Source organism: Arthrobacter sp. NPDC055585 (genome assembly GCF_053619115.1).
The window spans coordinates 96,565-113,954 of sequence record NZ_JBSHIT010000002.1; the positions used below are offsets into that span (position 1 = coordinate 96,565).

Here is a 17,390-nt window from a genome sequence, read left to right on the forward strand (position 1 = left end):
GTCCTAGTACCGCTTGGCGGCTTCGGGGTGTGCTTCGAGTTCCGCGAGAACCTGCTTGTGGGTGCGGGTTTCCACGATGAAGGACAGGAACGGCACCACACCGCCCAGGGCAATGACAATGAACTTGGAGAACGGCCAGCGCATCAGCTGCCACAGCCGGAAGTCCGCGAACAGGTAAACCACGTAGAGCCAGCCGTGCGCGATCAGCACAGCCGTGTACAGGTTCAGGCCGCCCACGATGACCGGCGGGATTTCCAGCACGTACTTCATGATCATTTCGGCCACGAGCAGCAGCAGGAAGATACCGGTCACCCACGAGGAGACCTTGTAGAACGCCAGGGCCGTCCGGATCTGCGCGTGGGTGCCGCCGAAGCGGCGCTTCTTCTTCTTCTTCGGGCGCGGCTGCCGGGTGACTGCGGGGTCGCTCACTTCTTTACCTCACTGGTGGTTGTGCCGGGTTCGTCGTCGTACTCATCGTCTTCATATTCGTCGTCTTCGTACTCGTCCTCTTCGAGGCTGCGCTGGTATGAATCGGCCAGCAGGCGCCACCACAGGAAGACGGAGAAGCCGGCAAAGACCACCCATTCAACCGCGTAGAAGATGTTCAGCCAGTTGATGGTTGTTTCCTGCGGCTGCGGTGCCACGGTGACGGTCTGCAGTCCGGTCTCAACCGGAGCACCGTCCGCCGTGGTCTCGTGCGCAGTGACAAAGGCCGAGTACAGCGGCTGGTCCCAGATATTGCTGAGTTCGGCACTCGAAAGCGAGGCGACCGTGCCCTCCGGCACCGGTCCGGCGATCGGGGCCTCGGGCGGGAGCAGCCGGCCGGTAATGGTGATTTCCCCCTCAGGGGCGGTTCCGGCGCCGCCGGCTTCTTCCGTCCAGCCGCGCACCACGGGGATCGCTGCGTCCTGCGGGGCGCCGTCGACGTCGAACGCGGTGACCACCCAGTAGCCGTCTTCGCCGTCAAGCAGGCGGTTGTCGATCAGCACCTGGTCTTCGGGCTGGAAGGAACCGGTGAAAGTCACCATCTGGTCTGCCTGGCTGCCGTAGAGCGGTACGCCTGGGGTGAAGAACTCGGTCAGCGGGAGGACGGCTTCAGTGTCCTCCGCAGGCGGCGGACCCTCGTTCTCGGCTGCCGAAAACTGCCACTCGGAGAGCAGCACAAACACGGTGGATATGGCCAGGGCAAACAGCAGTCCGGCGATCCAGCGCGGTTGCAGGGCAGTCTTAAGCACGGCTTAACGGTACTTCGTAGTCGTGTAGAAAACCCAATGCGGCCTCCCCGCCGAACTCAGTGGTCAAAGAACACCAGCGAGGAATTCATGAGCTCGGCGATGACTTCCGGGTCCTGCGCGCGGCGCAGGGACTCCCGGAAGGACGGCCGGAACAGGGACCGGGCCAGCGTGGCCAGCACCTCCAGGTGCTCCGAGTAGGCCCCTGCCGGCGTGGCTATGAGCAGCACCACGGTCGCAGGGCCGTCGGAGGCACCGAAGTCCACACTGTGCCCGTATTTGCAGACGCCGACGGCGATCGAGGTCTTCACCGTGTGCGTGCTGCGGGCATGGGGCAGCCCAATGCCGCCGGGCAGCCCGGTGGCCATCTGGTGCTCCCGGGCCGTGACGTCCTTCAGGAAACCGTCCAGATCATCAATGCGTCCCTGGGCGTACAGCCGTTCGGCCAGCTGCGCCGCGGCGTCGTCCCTGTCAGTGGCCACCATTTCAAGGATGACCATTTCCGGCTCGGTAAGGACGGCGCCGGACGCGTTCAGGCTGAGCTCACTCATGCGTCAGTGCTCCGGTTCAGCGCGGCGCGATGTCCTGGACGGCCAGGCGGGCAGCGTCGGCGGAGACGTCGTCGGGCTGTTCCTGGCTGAGGCGTTCGGCTTCCACCCGGGCGAGGTAGTGGCGCACTTCCTCTTCGACGCGGGCTTCGTCCCAGCCCAGGATCGGTGCCATCAGCTCTGCGACGACCGGTGCTGCCGAGACTCCGCGGTCCCAGGACTCAATCGAGATCCGGGTACGGCGTGCCAGCACGTCCTCGATGTGGCGTGCGCCCTCGTGAGTGGTGGCGTAGACAACTTCGGCGCCAAGATAGTCGTCAGCGCCTGGCAGCGGTTCGCCCAGGGCCGGGTCCGCGGCGATCAGGTCCAGGACCTCACCGGAGAGCGCTCCGTAGCGGTTGAGCAGGTGCTCCACGCGGACAACGTGAATTCCGTATTCCTCCGCCGTGCGGTGCCGGCGGTTCCAGGCTGCCTTGTAGCCGACGGCGCCAAGCAGCGGGATGGTCTGCGTGCAGGATTCGGGGACCTTCTCATCCAGGGCCCGCGCGGCCTCGTCCACGGCGTCCTTGGCCATGACGCGGTACGTGGTCCACTTGCCGCCGGCCACAACCACCAGTCCGGGCACGGGGTGCGCGACGACGTGCTCGCGGGACAGCTTGGCGGTGGAATCGTTCTCCCCGGCCAGGAGCGGACGCAGTCCGGCGTAGACGCCCTCGACGTCTTCACGGGTCAGCGGCCGCTTCAGCACACGGTTGACGTGTTCAAGCAGGTAGTCGATGTCCGCGGACGTGGCGGCCGGATGGGACTTGTCCAGGTTCCAGTCGGTGTCCGTGGTGCCGATGATCCAGTGCCGTCCCCACGGGATGACAAAGAGCACGGACTTTTCAGTGCGCAGGATCATGCCAACGGTGGACTGGATGCGGTCCCGGGGAACCACCAGGTGGATGCCCTTGGAGGCACGGACCTTCAGCTGGCCGCGGTCGGTGACCATGGCCTGGGTTTCGTCGGTCCAGACACCGGTGGCGTTGACCACCTGGCTGGCGGCGACGTCGAACTCTTCACCGGTCTCCTGGTCACGGACGCGGGCACCAACCACACGCTCCCCCTCGCGGAGGAAGTCGACGACGGCGAGCCGGTTCACTGCGGCGGCTCCGTAGTGGACGGCGGTGCGGACCATGTTGGCGACGTACCGGGCGTCGTCCACCTGGCCGTCGTAGTAGCGGATGGAGCCGATCATGGCGTCATCCTTGAGGCTCGGTGCAGCACGCAGGGTCCCGCGGCGGCTGAGGTGCTTCTGCATGGGCACTCCGCGGGAGTTGCCGGACGTCATCCCCAGGGTGTCGTAGAGGAAAATGCCGGCGCCCACGTAGGGCCGCTCCACGAAACGCTTGGTCAGCGGGTAGAGGAACGGCACGGGCTTCACCAGGTGCGGAGCGATGCGCTGCAGCAGCAGGCCCCGTTCCTTGAGCGCTTCCTGGACCAGCGCGAAGTCCAGCATCTCCAGGTAGCGCAGACCGCCGTGGATGAGCTTGGAGGAGCGTGAGGAAGTTCCGGAGGCCCAGTCACGGGCTTCCACCATGCCAACCTTGAGGCCGCGGGTCACTGCGTCCAGCGCGGCCCCGGCACCCACCACCCCGCCGCCGACGATCAGGACATCCAGCTGGCCGCCGGGTTCTGACGTCGAACGCAGTCTTTGCAGGGCTTCTTCGCGGTATTCCGGACTAAGTGCATCTGTTGCCATGGTCTAGGTTCCTCTCTGAAGCGTGCCCCGCGGGTGGTGGGATTGGTCCTGCTCAGGTGTTGTAAAGGTATGGCGAGACCAGCACGTCTATACGCTGGAACGCCTTCAGGTCAGAGTAGCCGGTTGTTGCCATGGCCCGCCGCAGGGCGCCCATCAGGTTGGAGGTTCCGTTGGTGTGGTGCGAGGGGCCCCACAGGACTTCCTTCAGCGGGCCAACGGTGTTCAGGTGGACCCGGTCCCCGCGCGGCAGTTCGCTGTGGTGGGCTTCCTGTCCCCAGTGCCAGCCGCGTCCGGGGGCTTCCTCGGCGCGGGCCAGTGCGGAACCGAGCATGACGGCGTCGGCACCCATGGCGATTGCCTTGATGATGTCGCCGCTGGTGCCCATGCCGCCGTCGGCGATCACGTGGACGTACCGTCCACCGGACTCGTCCATGTAGTCCCGGCGGGCTTCGGCGATGTCAGAGATGGCGGTGGCCATCGGAGCGTGGATGCCCAGTGCGCGCCGCGTCGTCGTCGTGGCGCCGCCGCCGAAGCCGACCAGGACGCCGGCAGCGCCGGTGCGCATCAGGTGCAGGGCCGGGGTGTAGCCGGCTGCTCCGCCGACGATCACGGGGACGTCCAGTTCGTAGATGAACTGCTTGAGGTTCAGCGGTTCAACGTTCTTGGAGACGTGTTCGGCGGAGACCGTGGTTCCGCGGATCACGAAGATGTCCACGCCGGCGGCCAGGACGGTCTTGTAGAACTCCTGGGTCCGCTGCGGGGTCAGGGAGCCGGCTACGGTGACGCCCGCTTCGCGCATTTCCGCCAGACGGGAGGTGATCAGCTCGGCCTGAATCGGCGCAGCGTAGATCTCCTGCAGGCGGCGGGTGGCTGAAGGGTTGAAGTTCTCTTCGCTGAGGACGGCGATTTCGTCCAGGATCGGCTGTGGATCCTCGTACCGGGTCCACAGGCCCTCGAGGTTCAGGACGCCAAGTCCGCCCAGACGGCCCAGTGCAATCGCGCTGGCCGGGGACATTACCGAGTCCATGGGGGCGCCGATGACGGGCATCTCAAACTGGTAGGCGTCTATCTGCCAGTTGACCGAGACATCCTGGGGATCACGGGTGCGCCGGGAGGGCACAATCGCTACGTCATCCAGGGAGTAGGCTCTGCGCCCACGCTTGCCACGGCCGATCTCTATCTCGTTAGTCACTGCTCTAGGTTATCCCAGTCGCTAAAAGAAGCAGGCACCGTTCCGGCTGGAACGGTGCCTGCTTCACGAGTGGCCGGCTTTAGCGGCGGCCGTAGTTCGGTGCCTCGGCGGTCATCATGATGTCGTGCGGGTGGGATTCCTTCAGCCCGGCGGAGGTGATCCGGACGAAGCGCCCCTTGGCCTTCAGCTCGGGGATGGTGTGGGCGCCGGTGTAGAACATGGTCTGGCGGAGCCCGCCTACCAGCTGGTGCGCGACGGCGGACAGCGGCCCGCGGTAGGGAACCTGGCCTTCGATGCCTTCGGGGATCAGCTTCTCGTCGCTGGGTACGTCGGCCTGGAAGTAGCGGTCCTTGGAGTAGGACGTGTTCTTTCCGCGGGTCTGCATGGCACCCAGGGAGCCCATGCCGCGGTAGGTCTTGAACTGCTTGCCGTTCACGAACACCAGATCTCCGGGGCTTTCAGCGGAGCCTGCCAGCAGGCCGCCGAGCATCACGGTGTCTGCACCGGCGACGATCGCCTTGCCGATGTCACCCGAGTACTGCAGGCCGCCGTCGGCGATCACCGGAACACCGGCGGGAATGGCGGCCTTGGCCGCTTCGTAGATGGCGGTGATCTGCGGCACGCCAACGCCGGCAACCACGCGGGTGGTGCAGATCGAGCCCGGGCCCACGCCAACCTTGATGGCGTCAGCACCGGCGTCGATCAGGGCCTGCGCGCCTTCGCGGGTGGCTGCCTGGCCGCCGATGACGTCCACGTGGGCTGCAGCTGGGTCCTTCTTCAGGCGGGCGATCATTTCCAGCACGCCTGCGCTGTGGCCGTTGGCGGTGTCCACCACCAGGACGTCAACGCCGGCGTCGACCAGTGCCATGGCACGCTCGTAGCCGTCGCCGAAGAAGCCGACGGCGGCACCGACGCGCAGCCGGCCCTCGTCGTCCTTGGTGGCCAGCGGGTACTGCTCGGCCTTGTCGAAGTCCTTGACGGTGATCAGGCCCTGGAGGCGGCCGTCGTCGTCAACCAGCGGAAGCTTCTCGATGCGGTTCTTGCCCAGGAGCTCAACCGTCTCCTCCGGGGTGATGCCCACGCGGCCAGTGATCAGCGGCATCCTGGTCATAACTTCCCCAACCTTGCGGCTGGAGTACTCAGAACGCGGGATGAAGCGCGTGTCGCGGTTGGTCACGATGCCCAGGAGCTTGTTTTCCGGGTCGACGACAGGCAGGCCGGAGACGCGGAAGTGGGCGCAGAGATCATCGAGTTCCTGCAGCGTCGCATCCGGGTCGATGGTGACCGGGTTGGTGATCATGCCGGATTCGCTGCGCTTGACGCGGTCCACGTGCTCGGCCTGGTCGGCAATGGAAAGGTTGCGGTGGATGACGCCCAGGCCGCCGTGGCGAGCCATGGCGATCGCCATGCGGGATTCGGTGACCGTATCCATCGCTGCGGAGAGCAGCGGGGTCTGCACGGTGATGCGCTTGGTCAGGCGGGAGCTGGTGTCCGCCTCAGACGGGATGACGTCCGTGGGGCCGGGCAGCAGAAGGACGTCGTCATAGGTAAGTCCGACGAAGCCGAACGGATCGTGTTCTGGGGACTGCTGGCTCAAGTGCGCGCCTCTTTCAGGACCGGAGAGTTTTGTGGGGTGGCTGGGACAACACGCCCGCGTTTATCCAATCGTAGAACGAAATCAGCGCCCCTCCCTATTCCTTCGGCTGCTTTGGTCCTATGTGGTTCCCGGCACGCTGACACCTTCCCAGCCGGTGGCGGCCAGGATGCGCTCCGCCAGCACATGGGACGTGGTTTCCATGTATGTCCGGTTCAGGTGGTCATGGTCTTTGTAGACGATCACGTTGCCGATAATTCCGGGGCAGGCGTCGTCAAAACAGAACTGGTCGCTCATATCCAGGACCCGGACACCGGGGATACGCGCCTCGAGCCCTTCCAGCGGGGACACTTCGGCCAGCAGCTGGCTGCGCGGAACGTGGCACTCCTGCGCATTAAAGCCGTTGGATTCCAGGCACTTGAACATATCGAACTCGAACCGCGGGTTATCCCGCATGGCCAGGACCTGGATCCCGGCCTCAGCGAAGCCGCGCACACCCTCGTCATATCCGCCGGCCAGGGTTTCATCCGGCACGGATTCCCGTGTCACCGACGCCACGGTGAAGACTGCATCCGGCATCATCTGCAGTACGTACTCCCCCGCCGCCTGGTTAAAGGCGTTGCATTCCTCGGAGCGCTCCGGATCTTCGGCGCCGTACCGGCAGCCCATCTTCAGGACCGTTACAACGTGCCAGTCGTTGGCCAGTGCCACCGGGCCCAGCGCAGCAGTCCACTGCATTGCATGGGAATCGCCCAGGACTACCACCGTTTTCTGTGCACCGGCGGCCGCGCCGATCTGCTTGCAGTGCTTTTCCAGTACGCTCTCCGCGGTCGGGGCCACGCTCTCCTCGCAGGGCTCGTCCAGTTTCGCCCATTCCTCGTCCATCTCCGAGGGCGCGGGTTTCACCAGCGCCTGGGTGGAGGACGCGGTCTCGAAGTCCGGATCAAGGGACAGCGCTCCCGGGTTGTCCGCGATGGACTGCAGGCGCACTGCCTCGGCCTGCGCATCCACCTTGGCCTGCCAGCCGGCCAGCGGCGCGGCAACGAGGGCAAAGGAAGCTGCAAGGACCAGCCCGGAACGCCACGCGGCGGCCTGCGGCCAGGACCAGGAGCGCAGCGGCCCCTCCACCAGCTTGGTGGTGAGCACAGCCAGCACCAGCGAGACGGCAATGACGACGGCGCCGTCCACCAGGCCCGCGTTCTGCTGTTTGGAGGCAATCAGCCAGAACACCAGCACCGGCCAGTGCCACAGGTACAGGGCGTAGGAGTTATCCCCCAGCTTCACCAGGGGTTTGGCTTTGAGCCAGCGGTCCGCGCCTGCCCGGCTTCCGGTGTCTCCGCCTGCGATCACCATGGCAGCCGCCAGAGTGGGCCACAGTGCGAGGTAGCCGGGGAACTGCTGCTGGACCTGGAGGATGATGCCGCAGCTGAGCATGGCGAGCACACCGGCCCAGCCAAACAGGATCCGGACCCGGCGCCCGGGCCGCAGGTACGGCAGGGCCAGGGCCAGCAGGGAACCCAGCGCGAATTCCCAGAGCCTGGTCCGGGTGTCGAAGTACGCGTAGGCCTGGTTGGCACCGGTTTGCCAGACGGAGAACGCCAGGGACACCACAAACACCACGCTGAAGACCATGGCAAGCACCGACCGGTAGCTTCTGCCCAGCAGCCTGGCCGCCGGAAGGGCAGCGGCAAAGATCAGCGGCCACAGAATGAAGACCTGGCCCTGGATGGACAGGGACCAGAAGTGCTGTAGGGGGCTGGCTGCACTATGGTCCGCGGCCAGGTAGTCCACGGCGTTGTTCGCCAGGGTCCAGTTCTGGAAATAGAAGAGGGAGGACCATGTCTGTCCGATCAGGTCCTGGCGGGCGCTGGCCGGGAGCAGTGCCGCCGCGGCGGCCAGGACTGCCAGCATGACGACGGCGACGGCGGGCAGAAGGCGCTTGAACAGGTTCAGCCAGTACCGGCCCAGTGCCAGCGCCCGGCCGCTTTCGGCTTTGCGGACAAAGGAGCCGGTCAGCAGGAACGCTGAAATGAGCAGGAAGACATCCACGCCCCCGGAAACCCGTCCCAGCCAGACGTGGTAGAGAACCACCAGTACCACGGCCAGGGCCCGCAGGCCCTGGACTTCCGGCCGGTAACGGCGTTCGGCTGCAGGTGCGGCGGCATGCGGCGGGTTGTGCGGGGGGTTATGCGAAGCGGCAGCGTGCTGCACGGGTGCTGACACTTGCGGTGTCCTTTCAAAGCGGCAAATACCGCAAGAGTTTACCGGTCAGCCGGGCCGGGACCGTATTCCGGTATCTGAAGAGGGGTCCCGGGAGCGGCCCGGGAGCGGGCACAGGGCAGCTCATACAGCCCGCGGCGGACAAGACAAAAGCCCCGTCCCGCGCGGAGGAATCCGCGCCGGACGGGGCCTTTAGGCTCAGCCTGAATTAGTGGCTGTGGCCGTGCTCATCTTCTTCGTCAGCCGGCTTTTCGACGACGAGTGCCTCGGTGGTCAGCACCAGCGCGGCGATGGAAGCAGCGTTCCGCAGGGCGGAGCGGGTGACCTTGACCGGGTCAATGACGCCGGCTTCGATCAGGTTGCCATATTCGCCCGTGGCGGCGTTGAAGCCGTTGTTGACCTCCAGCTCGCCCACCTTGGACACAACAACCATGCCTTCGGCACCGGCGTTTTCAGCGATCCAGCGCAGCGGCTGGGCCAGTGCGCGGCGGACCAGGCCAACGGCTGTGGCGGCGTCGCCGTCGAGCTTTGCCACCTCGGAATCGGTGTCCAGGGCGCGGGAAGCGTGGACCAGCGCGGAACCGCCGCCGGCCACGATGCCCTCTTCCAGGGCAGCACGCGTGGAGGACACAGCGTCCTCGATGCGGTGCTTCTTTTCCTTCAGCTCAACCTCGGTTGCAGCGCCAACCTTGATCACGCCGATGCCGCCGGACAGCTTGGCCAGGCGTTCCTGGAGCTTCTCGCGGTCCCAGTCGGAATCGGTGCGCTCGATCTCGGCGCGGATCTGGGCCACGCGGTCAGCGACGTCAGCTTCGGAGCCGGCGCCGTCAACAATCGTGGTGTTGTCCTTGGTGACGGTGATACGGCGGGCAGAACCCAGCACCTCCAGGCCAACCTGGTCCAGCTTCAGGCCAAGGTCCGGAGACACAACCTGGGCGCCGGTGAGGGTGGCGATGTCCTGCATCATGGCCTTGCGGCGGTCACCGAAGCCCGGTGCCTTGACGGCAACAACGTTCAGCGTGCCGCGGATCTTGTTGACCACCAGGGTGGAGAGGGCTTCGCCGTCCACGTCTTCGGCAATGATGAACAGCGGCTTGGAGGCCTGCAGCGCCTTCTCCAGCAGCGGCAGGAATTCAGCCACGGAGGAGATCTTGCCGGAGTTGATTAGGATCAGCGCGTCTTCGAGGACGGCTTCCTGGCGCTCAGCGTCGGTGACGAAGTACGGCGAGAGGTAACCCTTGTCGAACTGCATGCCTTCGGTGATGACCAGTTCGGTGGACGTCGAGGAAGATTCCTCGATGGTGATGACGCCGTCCTTGCCAACCTTGTCGAAAGCCTCGGCCAGCAGCTGGCCGACTTCCTCGCTCTGCGCGGAGATGGCAGCCACGTGTGCAACCTGGTTGCCTTCGACTTCCTGGGCGTTTTCCAGCAGGCGTGCGGCCACTGCTTCAACAGCGGTCTCGATGCCGTGCTTCAGCGCGCCGGGAGCGGCACCTGCAGCTACGTTGCGCAGGCCTTCCTTGACCAGTGCCTGGGCCAGGACCGTGGCGGTGGTGGTGCCGTCGCCGGCAACATCGTTGGTCTTGGTGGCAACTTCCTTGGCCAGCTGCGCGCCAAGGTTCTCATACGGATCGTCGAGCTCGACTTCGCGGGCAATCGTGACGCCGTCGTTGGTGATGGTGGGAGCGCCCCAGGTCTTGGCGAGCACCACATTGCGGCCGCGCGGGCCGAGGGTGACCTTGACGGTGTTGGCGAGCTTGTCGACACCGGCTTCCAGTGAACGACGGGCGGAGTCGTTGAACTCCAACTGCTTTGCCATGTGTGTGTCCTTTCGAGAACTACATCTACAAAAGAAGACCCCGGCCGAATCTGGCCGGGGTCTTCAAAGACTTACTTGACGACGATGGCCAGCACGTCGCGTGCGGAGAGCACCAGGTATTCCTGGCCGCCCTGCTTGACCTCGGTTCCGCCGTACTTCGAGTAGATGACGACGTCGCCTTCAGCAACATCGATCGGCACACGGTTGCCGTTGTCGTCAACGCGGCCGGGGCCGACTGCTACGACTTCACCTTCCTGGGGCTTTTCCTTAGCGGTGTCCGGGATAACCAGGCCGGAAGCCGTGGTCTGCTCAGCTTCGAGCGGGCGAACAACGATGCGATCCTCAAGGGGCTTAATAGAGACCGACACTCGGGCTCTCCTTTGCTTAGTTACTAACGGGTTTGTGGACCGTCGGTAGGCGCTTGCCGTCGTCGCGGGTGCCGGTGGGCGCTTCCCTCAGGAATTAGCACCCTCACTAGGTGAGTGCTAGCTCCGACTTTATGCAACGGTTAGCACTCGGTCAAGGCGAGTGCCAACAAACGTTTTGGTGCGCCCGTTTTCCCGGTCCCGGCGAGTGGGACTGCGCTGCGTCGTTCGGTTACTCCCGTGCGTTCATGGAGTTGCTTAGCCTTGCCTAACAAGATAGTTTTCAAAGGCGCGCAAAATTAGCCAACGATTTTGTGACCTAATGCGGAGGCATCCGCATCAGGCCAAACCATAGAGATCATCTGGAGCACCCCCGTGAACACCACCCTCAAGTCCCGGCTGCTGGCCGGAACCGCCCTGGTTTCCCTGCTTGCCGTCAGCGCGTGCGGTTCGGAGACCGAAGCCGCTGCAGAGCCCGCATCCTCTGAGCCGGCAACCGTCACCGTGGAGCACACCCAGGGCACCACAGAGGTCCCCGTGAACCCCGAGGTTGTCTACACCTTTGATCTGGGCGCCCTGGACACCCTTGATGCCCTGGGCATTGAAGTTGACGGCGTTCCGGCAGCCAACTTCCCCGAAAGCCTCTCCCAGTACGGCTCGGATGACTACGAGAAGATCGGCAGCATGAAGGAGCCGGACTTCGAAGCCATCAGCGCCGGCGCCCCGGACCTGATCATCATGTCCGGCCGCACCGCCGACTCCTACGAGGAGTTCTCCAAGATCGCCCCGACGATCAACCTCAGCACCGACGCTGCGGATCCGTGGAACTCCTTCATCTCCAACACCGAGATCATCGGTGAGATCTTCGGCAAGGAAGCCGAGGTCGAGGAGAAGCTCGCCGCACTCGATACCAAGGTTGAAGAAACCAAGGCCACTGCTGCCGACGCCGGCAACGGCCTGATCATCATGACCAGCGGCGGCGAAATGACCGCTTACGGTGCCGGATCCCGCTTTGGCCTGATCCACGACGTCCTGGGTGTGGCCACTGCCGCTGACATCAAGTCCGAGGCCCAGCACGGCGAATCGGTCTCCTTCGAATACGTTGCAGAGATCAACCCGGACAACCTGTTCGTAATTGACCGCGACGTCGCTGTGGGCAATGCCGGTGAAGTTGCCTCCGCTGTTCTGGACAACGAACTCGTCATGGGCACCAAGGCTGCCGAAAATGACCGCATCACCATGCTGGATTCCTCCAGCTGGTACCTCGTGGGCTACGGCCTGAACAACGTTGACGCCATGGTCAGCGCTGTCCAGGACGGCATCTCCTAACCGTCCCTTTTCCTGCTAGATCCTTACCGGCCGGGTCCGCCTTAGCGGACCCGGCCGGTAAGGGAGACGGAACCCTCATGACAACACAGCTCACCACCCCCACAGCTCCGGCACCTGCCGGAGTTGCTGCCGTCTCCGGACAGCGGCGACGGCGGGTCCCCGGCCCGGCAGCCATGCTGGTCCTGGGCGGTACCGCCGTCCTCGCACTCGCCGTCGTGAGCATGTTTGTGGGGGTCAGTGATGTCTCCCTGTCCTCACTGCTGGCCGGCGACGAACACGCCTGGAACATTTTCTGGATTAGCCGGGTACCTCGGACCCTGAGCATCATCCTGGCCGGTATGGCGCTGAGCGTGGCCGGGCTGATCATGCAGCTGATGGCGCGGAACAAGTTCGTGGAGCCGTCCACCGTCGGCACGATCGAATCAGCGTCCCTGGGCATCCTGGTGGTAACGGTCCTCATCCCCGGCGCCTCGTTGTTTATGAAGATGTCCACCGCCACCCTCTTCGCCGTGGCCGGGACCGCCCTCTTCCTGCTCATCCTGCGCCGCATCCCGCTGCGCAACACGCTAATCGTCCCCCTGGTTGGCATCATGCTCGGCGGTGTCATCGCCGCTGTCACCACGTTCTTCGCTTACCGGTTCGACCTGCTGCAGACCCTAAACTCATGGATGACCGGCGACTTCTCCGGTGTGCTGCGCGGACGCTACGAGCTGCTGTGGATTGTGGGCGCCCTGACCCTGATCGGATTCCTGGCCGCGGACCGCTTCACCGTTGCCGGCATGGGCCAGGAATTCACCACCAACCTCGGCCTGAACTACAACCGCGTCATGACCCTTGGCCTGATCATCGTGTCCCTGATCAGCGCCGTCGTGGTGGTCAGTGTTGGTTCTGTGCCGTTCCTGGGACTGATCGTGCCCAACCTTGTCTCCCTTCTGGTTGGCGACAACGTCCGCCGTGCCATTCCCTGGGTAGCCATCTTCGGCGCAGGTTTTGTGCTGGCCTGCGACATCATCGGCCGGACCATCCGCTACCCCTACGAAATCCCGGTAGGAGTGATCGTCGCTGCCGTGGGCAGCGTCCTGTTCCTCTACCTGCTCCTGAGAAAGCGCTCCGCCCGTGCCTAGCTCCCCCACCAGCGTCCTGCCCTCGGCAATGACGGTGCAGCGCCGCCGTCCGGTGCGCAACCTCTCCCCCAAGTTCTGGATCATTGCCCTGTCCGTGGTGGCAGCCGTCCTCGTGGCCGTCTTTATGACCATCGAGCTGCGCGGAAACATCGGCTACGTGCTGCCCCGCCGCGCCATCAAGGTGGGGTCGATGATCCTGGTGGCCTACGCCGTCGGGGTTTCCACCGTGCTGTTCCAGACGGTCACCGCCAACCGGATCCTCACACCGTCCATCATGGGCTTCGACGCCCTGTACGTGCTGATCCAGACCGTCCTGGTGTTCACTTTCGGCGGCGGGCTGGTGCTCTCCATGTCCGAACCGCTGCGCTACGGAATGGAAGTGGCCCTGATGGTGGGTTTCTCCTTCCTGCTCTACCGCTGGCTCTTCACCGGCGGGGGCAAGTCCCTGCACCTGATGCTGCTGGTGGGAATTGTGCTGGGCACCATGTTCCGCGGCATGTCTTCCCTGCTGCAGCGGCTGATTGAGCCCAGCGAGTTCATCATCCTTCAGGACCTGTTCTTTGCATCCTTTAATAACGTCGACGGCGCGCTGCTGGGCTATTCGCTCATCGCCGTGGCGATCGTCAGCGTTCCGGCCTGGCGGATGCGGCACTCACTTGATGTGATGTCCCTGGGCCGGGATACCTCCATCAACCTGGGCGTGAACCACAAGCGGTCGGTCACCGGCGTCCTGGTGATCTGCTCCGTCCTGGTTGCCGTTTCCACCGCACTGGTTGGCCCGGTGACCTTCTTCGGCCTGCTGGTGGCCTCGCTCGCCTACCAGCTGTGCTCCCACTTCTCCCACAAAGCCGTGGTTCCCATCGCCGTCCTGCTGGGCATCATCGCTCTGGTCGGCGGCCAACTGGTCCTCGAACGCGTTTTCGCCTTCGACACCGCGCTGAGCATTGTTATTGAATTCGTTGGCGGGATCGTCTTCCTGATCCTGCTCCTGAAAGGCTCCCTCAAATGATCCAGGTCACCGGCGTCACCAAGCAGTACGCGGGCAACACGGTTGTGGACGAGGTGAGCTGCCACATTAAGGAAGGCGGCGTCACCTCGATCATCGGCCCCAACGGAGCCGGCAAGTCAACGCTGCTTTCAATCATCAGCCGCCTCCTGAAGTCCGACGCCGGATCGGTCACCGTGGACGGGCTGGACGTCTCCAGCGCCCCGGGCAAGGACCTGGCCCGCAAAATGGCCATCCTGCGGCAGGACAACCACCTCACCGTCCGGCTCACCGTACGCGACCTCGTCGGTTTTGGCCGTTACCCGCACAACGGCGGGCGCCCGACGTCGGTGTGCCGGGAAAAAATCGAACAGGCCATGGCCTTCCTGGATCTGACTGAGCTGGCGGACCGCTTCGTTGACGAGCTTTCCGGCGGCCAGCGTCAGCGTGCGTTTATTGCCATGGTGCTGGCGCAGGACACCGATTACCTGCTGCTGGACGAGCCGCTGAACAACCTTGACATGAAGCACTCCGTGGAAATGATGCGGCTGCTCCGCCGGCTTACCGATGAGCTGGGCAAGACCGTGGTCCTGGTCATCCACGACATCAACTTCGCGTCCTGCTACTCGGACGACATCATTGCCATGGCGGACGGCAAGCTGCTCCACCAGGGGCCGCCGTCAACGATCATGCAGCCGGAGGTCCTGAAGGACATCTACGAGATCGACATCCGGATCGAAGAGATCGAAGGCAACCGGATCGGCGTGTACTTCGCCTGATCCGCAGCTGAACCCGGCTGTCAGCCGGCCATCCGCCGGCTGTTGCAGAGCCCTAGGCTCTGGCAGCGCTCAGCCGCGCCACAGCCTCTTCCAGGACCTCAGGCGCGCAGCCAAAGTTCAGCCTGGCGTACCCCGCACCCGCCGTACCGAACTTCAGGCCGGGTTCAAGTGCCACTCGTGCCTTCTCCAGGGCATAGGCGGCCGGGTCTGTGCCCCAGCCCAGTCCACGCATGTCCAGCCAGGCCAAGTAGCTGGCATCGGGAATGCGGTAGCCCACTTCCGGCAGTTCTGCGGAGAGCAGCTCGCGGAGCAGTTCCCGGTTGGAGCTCAGGACTGCCAGTACGCCGTCGAGCCATTCCTCTCCCTCGGCATACGCGGCGGCCGCGCCGTGCAGGCCAAGAATTGAAGTCCGGAAGCCAACTTCCTCCGGCATTTCATCCAGCAGCAGCCGGATCTCAGGGGCTGAGGCGATCATCAGCGCGCACTTTGACCCGGCAATGTTCCATCCTTTGCTGGCCGCGGTGACACAGACACCGTGGGTACGGGCATCTTCCGAGACAGACAGGAAAGGGGTGAAATCCTTCGCCGTGTAGACCAGCGGCGCATGGATCTCGTCGCTGACCACGGAGGCTCCGTACTTCGCCGCGAGACGGGCGACGGCGTCGAGCACCTCCCGCGAATGCACCAGACCCAGCGGATTGTGCGGGTTGCAGAGCAGCAGTGCCTTCGCTCCGGAGGCGAACGCTGTTTCAAGCCCGTCCAGGTCCAGGGACCAGCCGGCGTCGTCCTGCAGCAGCGGCACCTCCCGGACCCTTCCTCCTGCTTCCACCGGAAGATCGAAGAAGGGCGGATAAACCGGCGGAGTGATGATGACTTCGTCGCCCAGGTCCAGAACCTGCCGGAGGGTTTCCACGATGGCCACGCTGACGTCGGTGGTGGTCCGCACGTCCTCCGGGTCCAGTTCCCAGTTCCAGCGCCGCTGCGCGAAGCCTGCAAACGCCGGACCCACCGGACCGGGGCCGGAAACGTAGCCAACGTCGGACGCTTCGATCCGCTCAATCATCGCGCGTGCAACGGGCGGCGCGAGGGGATAGTCCATTTCTGCTACGAACAGCGGCAGCACGTCACCGGGATAGGTGCGCCACTTGGCGCTGGTGCGGCGGCGGAGGACATCCAGGGGTTCAAGTGCCAGCTCAGTCATGAGCCCAACCTACCTGCTGCCGGTGACCGGGCAACCCTGTTCTGGCATTGCCGGCCGGTATGGCTGTGGACACGCGGTCCGGCTTTAGCGCCAGCTTCCCTCTACGGCGCGGTGGATGATTTCCAGCAAAAGATCCCACACGTCACCTGCCTGTTCCGGCACAAGTCTGATCGTCCCTTCGGATGCGGTTATCCGGAAATAACCGGCGCTGCCAGCGTTCAGCACGCTCAGCTGGCCGGTCGCGTTCAGGCCGAAATTCCACGCCGTCCACGGTGCGGACCAGAGACTCGACGGAACCCCCGCCGGTACCGGCTCCCGGGTTCCTGAAACCCTGCGGCCAAAGCTCTCCTCGGACATCAGGACAGGTTCATCGGTCAAAGACCAGGACGGAGCCAGACCGGCCCATCCGGCCAGTTCCCCCGGCAGTGCGGCGGCGGCGCCCAGCCGCAGTTCGAACCTGTCCTGCGGCGGCTCACCGGACAAGGCAGGTGAAGGACCGGCCCAGACCAGGGCAGCGCCGCCGCCCAGCCAGGCACGGACTCCGGTAGAGACCGCTCCGCCAACAGCGTGCACATCGACAACCGACGCGCCCGCGCGTATCGGGGCCAGATATGCCACGCCCTCGGGCGTGAGGCGTCCTGCGTCCGTGAGCAGTCCTGCCTCCACAAGTTCAGCAACCGCAGGGCGGTTCCCCGACCGGTCGAACGGTCCCAGGCGGTCCCGCTTCGACATGGAGAGGAAGAGCTCACCGGCCGCACGGGTGAGCACAGTGCCCGACACACGGTAGGGCTGGGCTTCCCGAAGGGGCACAACGTCCTCGACCGGTTCGCCGAACAGTCCGGTGGCTTGTGAATCCAGCCGCGGCTCGGCTGGTGCAACCGCTCCGACGCCGGGATCTGCCGGGGCTTCCGGGACAGGTTCCCGGCGCCTCAGGCCCGCCACCATGTGTTCGAACAGCGGACGCATACCCACGGATTGTTCGACGGCGTAGCTCGCTGTGGCTTCCACAGCGTCCGTGCCATCGCTAAACAGCCACCGGTCGGTGCACACAACCTGTCCCTCGGCGTCGCGTACGAACCTCTGCCGGCGTCCGTGTGCCAGTTCCCGTTCGGAGTCAGGTAACTGGGCCCACAGGTCGTTGGCGAAGATGTATGTCTTCGGGAGCTGAAGTGTGGCTGCGAGCGCCGCAGTCGACAGGCGTGGCAGCGATTCAGCTGCCCGCATCCGGCGGAGCACAAGATTGGGCCGGAAGTGCCCGACG

General features: G+C 64.7%; 15 protein-coding genes. 4 read left to right on the top strand and 11 right to left on the bottom strand.

All coding sequences use genetic code 11. The features are described from left to right. Positions 1–3: 3 nt before the first annotated feature. The 9 genes from ACWGQ2_RS04225 to groES all read right to left on the bottom strand — a co-directional run bounded on the left by ACWGQ2_RS04225 (position 4) and on the right by groES (position 10,714). Positions 4–429, bottom strand: coding sequence for a DUF3817 domain-containing protein (locus ACWGQ2_RS04225; RefSeq protein ID WP_452014689.1), 426 nt, complete (start codon positions 427–429; stop codon positions 4–6). After that, entirely contained in the window at positions 426–1,235 is an 810-nt protein-coding gene (locus tag ACWGQ2_RS04230; protein WP_452014691.1) for an SURF1 family protein, read from the bottom strand. The genes ACWGQ2_RS04225 and ACWGQ2_RS04230 overlap by 4 nt, the downstream gene beginning before the upstream one ends. 56 nt (positions 1,236–1,291) lie before the next feature. Further along, positions 1,292–1,783 carry a PTS sugar transporter subunit IIA gene (locus tag ACWGQ2_RS04235; protein ID WP_452014693.1) on the bottom strand — a complete coding sequence of 164 codons (492 nt, stop codon included), beginning with the start codon at positions 1,781–1,783 and terminating at the stop codon, positions 1,292–1,294. Between the two features lie 16 nt (positions 1,784–1,799). Then, complete coding sequence (locus ACWGQ2_RS04240) at positions 1,800–3,521, bottom strand: glycerol-3-phosphate dehydrogenase/oxidase (RefSeq protein WP_452014695.1); 1,722 nt, start codon at positions 3,519–3,521, stop codon at positions 1,800–1,802. 52 nt (positions 3,522–3,573) lie between these two features. After that, positions 3,574–4,713, bottom strand: coding sequence for a GuaB3 family IMP dehydrogenase-related protein (locus tag ACWGQ2_RS04245; protein ID WP_452014697.1), 1,140 nt, complete (start codon positions 4,711–4,713; stop codon positions 3,574–3,576). Positions 4,714–4,792: 79 nt separating this feature from the next. After that, positions 4,793–6,310, bottom strand: a complete 1,518-nt coding sequence (guaB, locus tag ACWGQ2_RS04250; protein ID WP_452014699.1) for an IMP dehydrogenase — start codon at positions 6,308–6,310, stop codon at positions 4,793–4,795. Between the two features lie 117 nt (positions 6,311–6,427). Further along, positions 6,428–8,530, bottom strand: a complete 2,103-nt coding sequence (locus ACWGQ2_RS04255; RefSeq protein WP_452014701.1) for an acyltransferase family protein — start codon at positions 8,528–8,530, stop codon at positions 6,428–6,430. 205 nt (positions 8,531–8,735) lie between these two features. After that, positions 8,736–10,346 carry a chaperonin GroEL gene (gene groL / locus ACWGQ2_RS04260; protein ID WP_452014703.1) on the bottom strand — a complete coding sequence of 537 codons (1,611 nt, stop codon included), beginning with the start codon at positions 10,344–10,346 and terminating at the stop codon, positions 8,736–8,738. A 71-nt stretch (positions 10,347–10,417) separates the two neighbouring features. Then, complete coding sequence (gene groES / locus ACWGQ2_RS04265) at positions 10,418–10,714, bottom strand: co-chaperone GroES (protein ID WP_055239413.1); 297 nt, start codon at positions 10,712–10,714, stop codon at positions 10,418–10,420. Between the two features lie 372 nt (positions 10,715–11,086). On the opposite strand from groES, the gene ACWGQ2_RS04270 reads away from it, so the two are divergent. From ACWGQ2_RS04270 to ACWGQ2_RS04285, 4 genes are all read left to right on the top strand, one after another. Continuing rightward, entirely contained in the window at positions 11,087–12,040 is a 954-nt protein-coding gene (locus ACWGQ2_RS04270; RefSeq protein ID WP_452014705.1) for a siderophore ABC transporter substrate-binding protein, read from the top strand. A gap of 77 nt (positions 12,041–12,117) precedes the next feature. After that, positions 12,118–13,164, top strand: a complete 1,047-nt coding sequence (locus ACWGQ2_RS04275; RefSeq protein ID WP_452014707.1) for an ABC transporter permease — start codon at positions 12,118–12,120, stop codon at positions 13,162–13,164. Positions 13,165–13,192: 28 nt separating this feature from the next. Further along, on the top strand, positions 13,193–14,173 hold the full coding sequence (locus ACWGQ2_RS04280) for an iron chelate uptake ABC transporter family permease subunit (protein ID WP_452015345.1): 981 nt from the start codon (positions 13,193–13,195) through the stop codon (positions 14,171–14,173). After that, the gene (locus tag ACWGQ2_RS04285; RefSeq protein ID WP_452014709.1) at positions 14,170–14,928 is read left to right on the top strand and encodes an iron ABC transporter ATP-binding protein; all 759 of its coding nucleotides are present in this window, start codon (positions 14,170–14,172) and stop codon (positions 14,926–14,928) included. Before ACWGQ2_RS04280 ends, ACWGQ2_RS04285 begins: the two co-directional genes overlap by 4 nt. A 52-nt stretch (positions 14,929–14,980) precedes the next feature. Here the strand turns inward: ACWGQ2_RS04285 and ACWGQ2_RS04290 are convergent, their stop codons facing one another. Continuing rightward, a complete protein-coding gene (locus ACWGQ2_RS04290; protein ID WP_452014711.1) occupies positions 14,981–16,129 on the bottom strand; it encodes a MalY/PatB family protein in 1,149 nt (382 codons plus the stop codon). An 84-nt stretch (positions 16,130–16,213) separates the two neighbouring features. Beyond that, positions 16,214–17,353: a hypothetical protein gene (locus tag ACWGQ2_RS04295; protein WP_452014713.1), complete on the bottom strand. Its 1,140-nt coding sequence runs from the start codon at positions 17,351–17,353 to the stop codon at positions 16,214–16,216. Between the last annotated feature and the right edge of the window lie 37 nt (positions 17,354–17,390).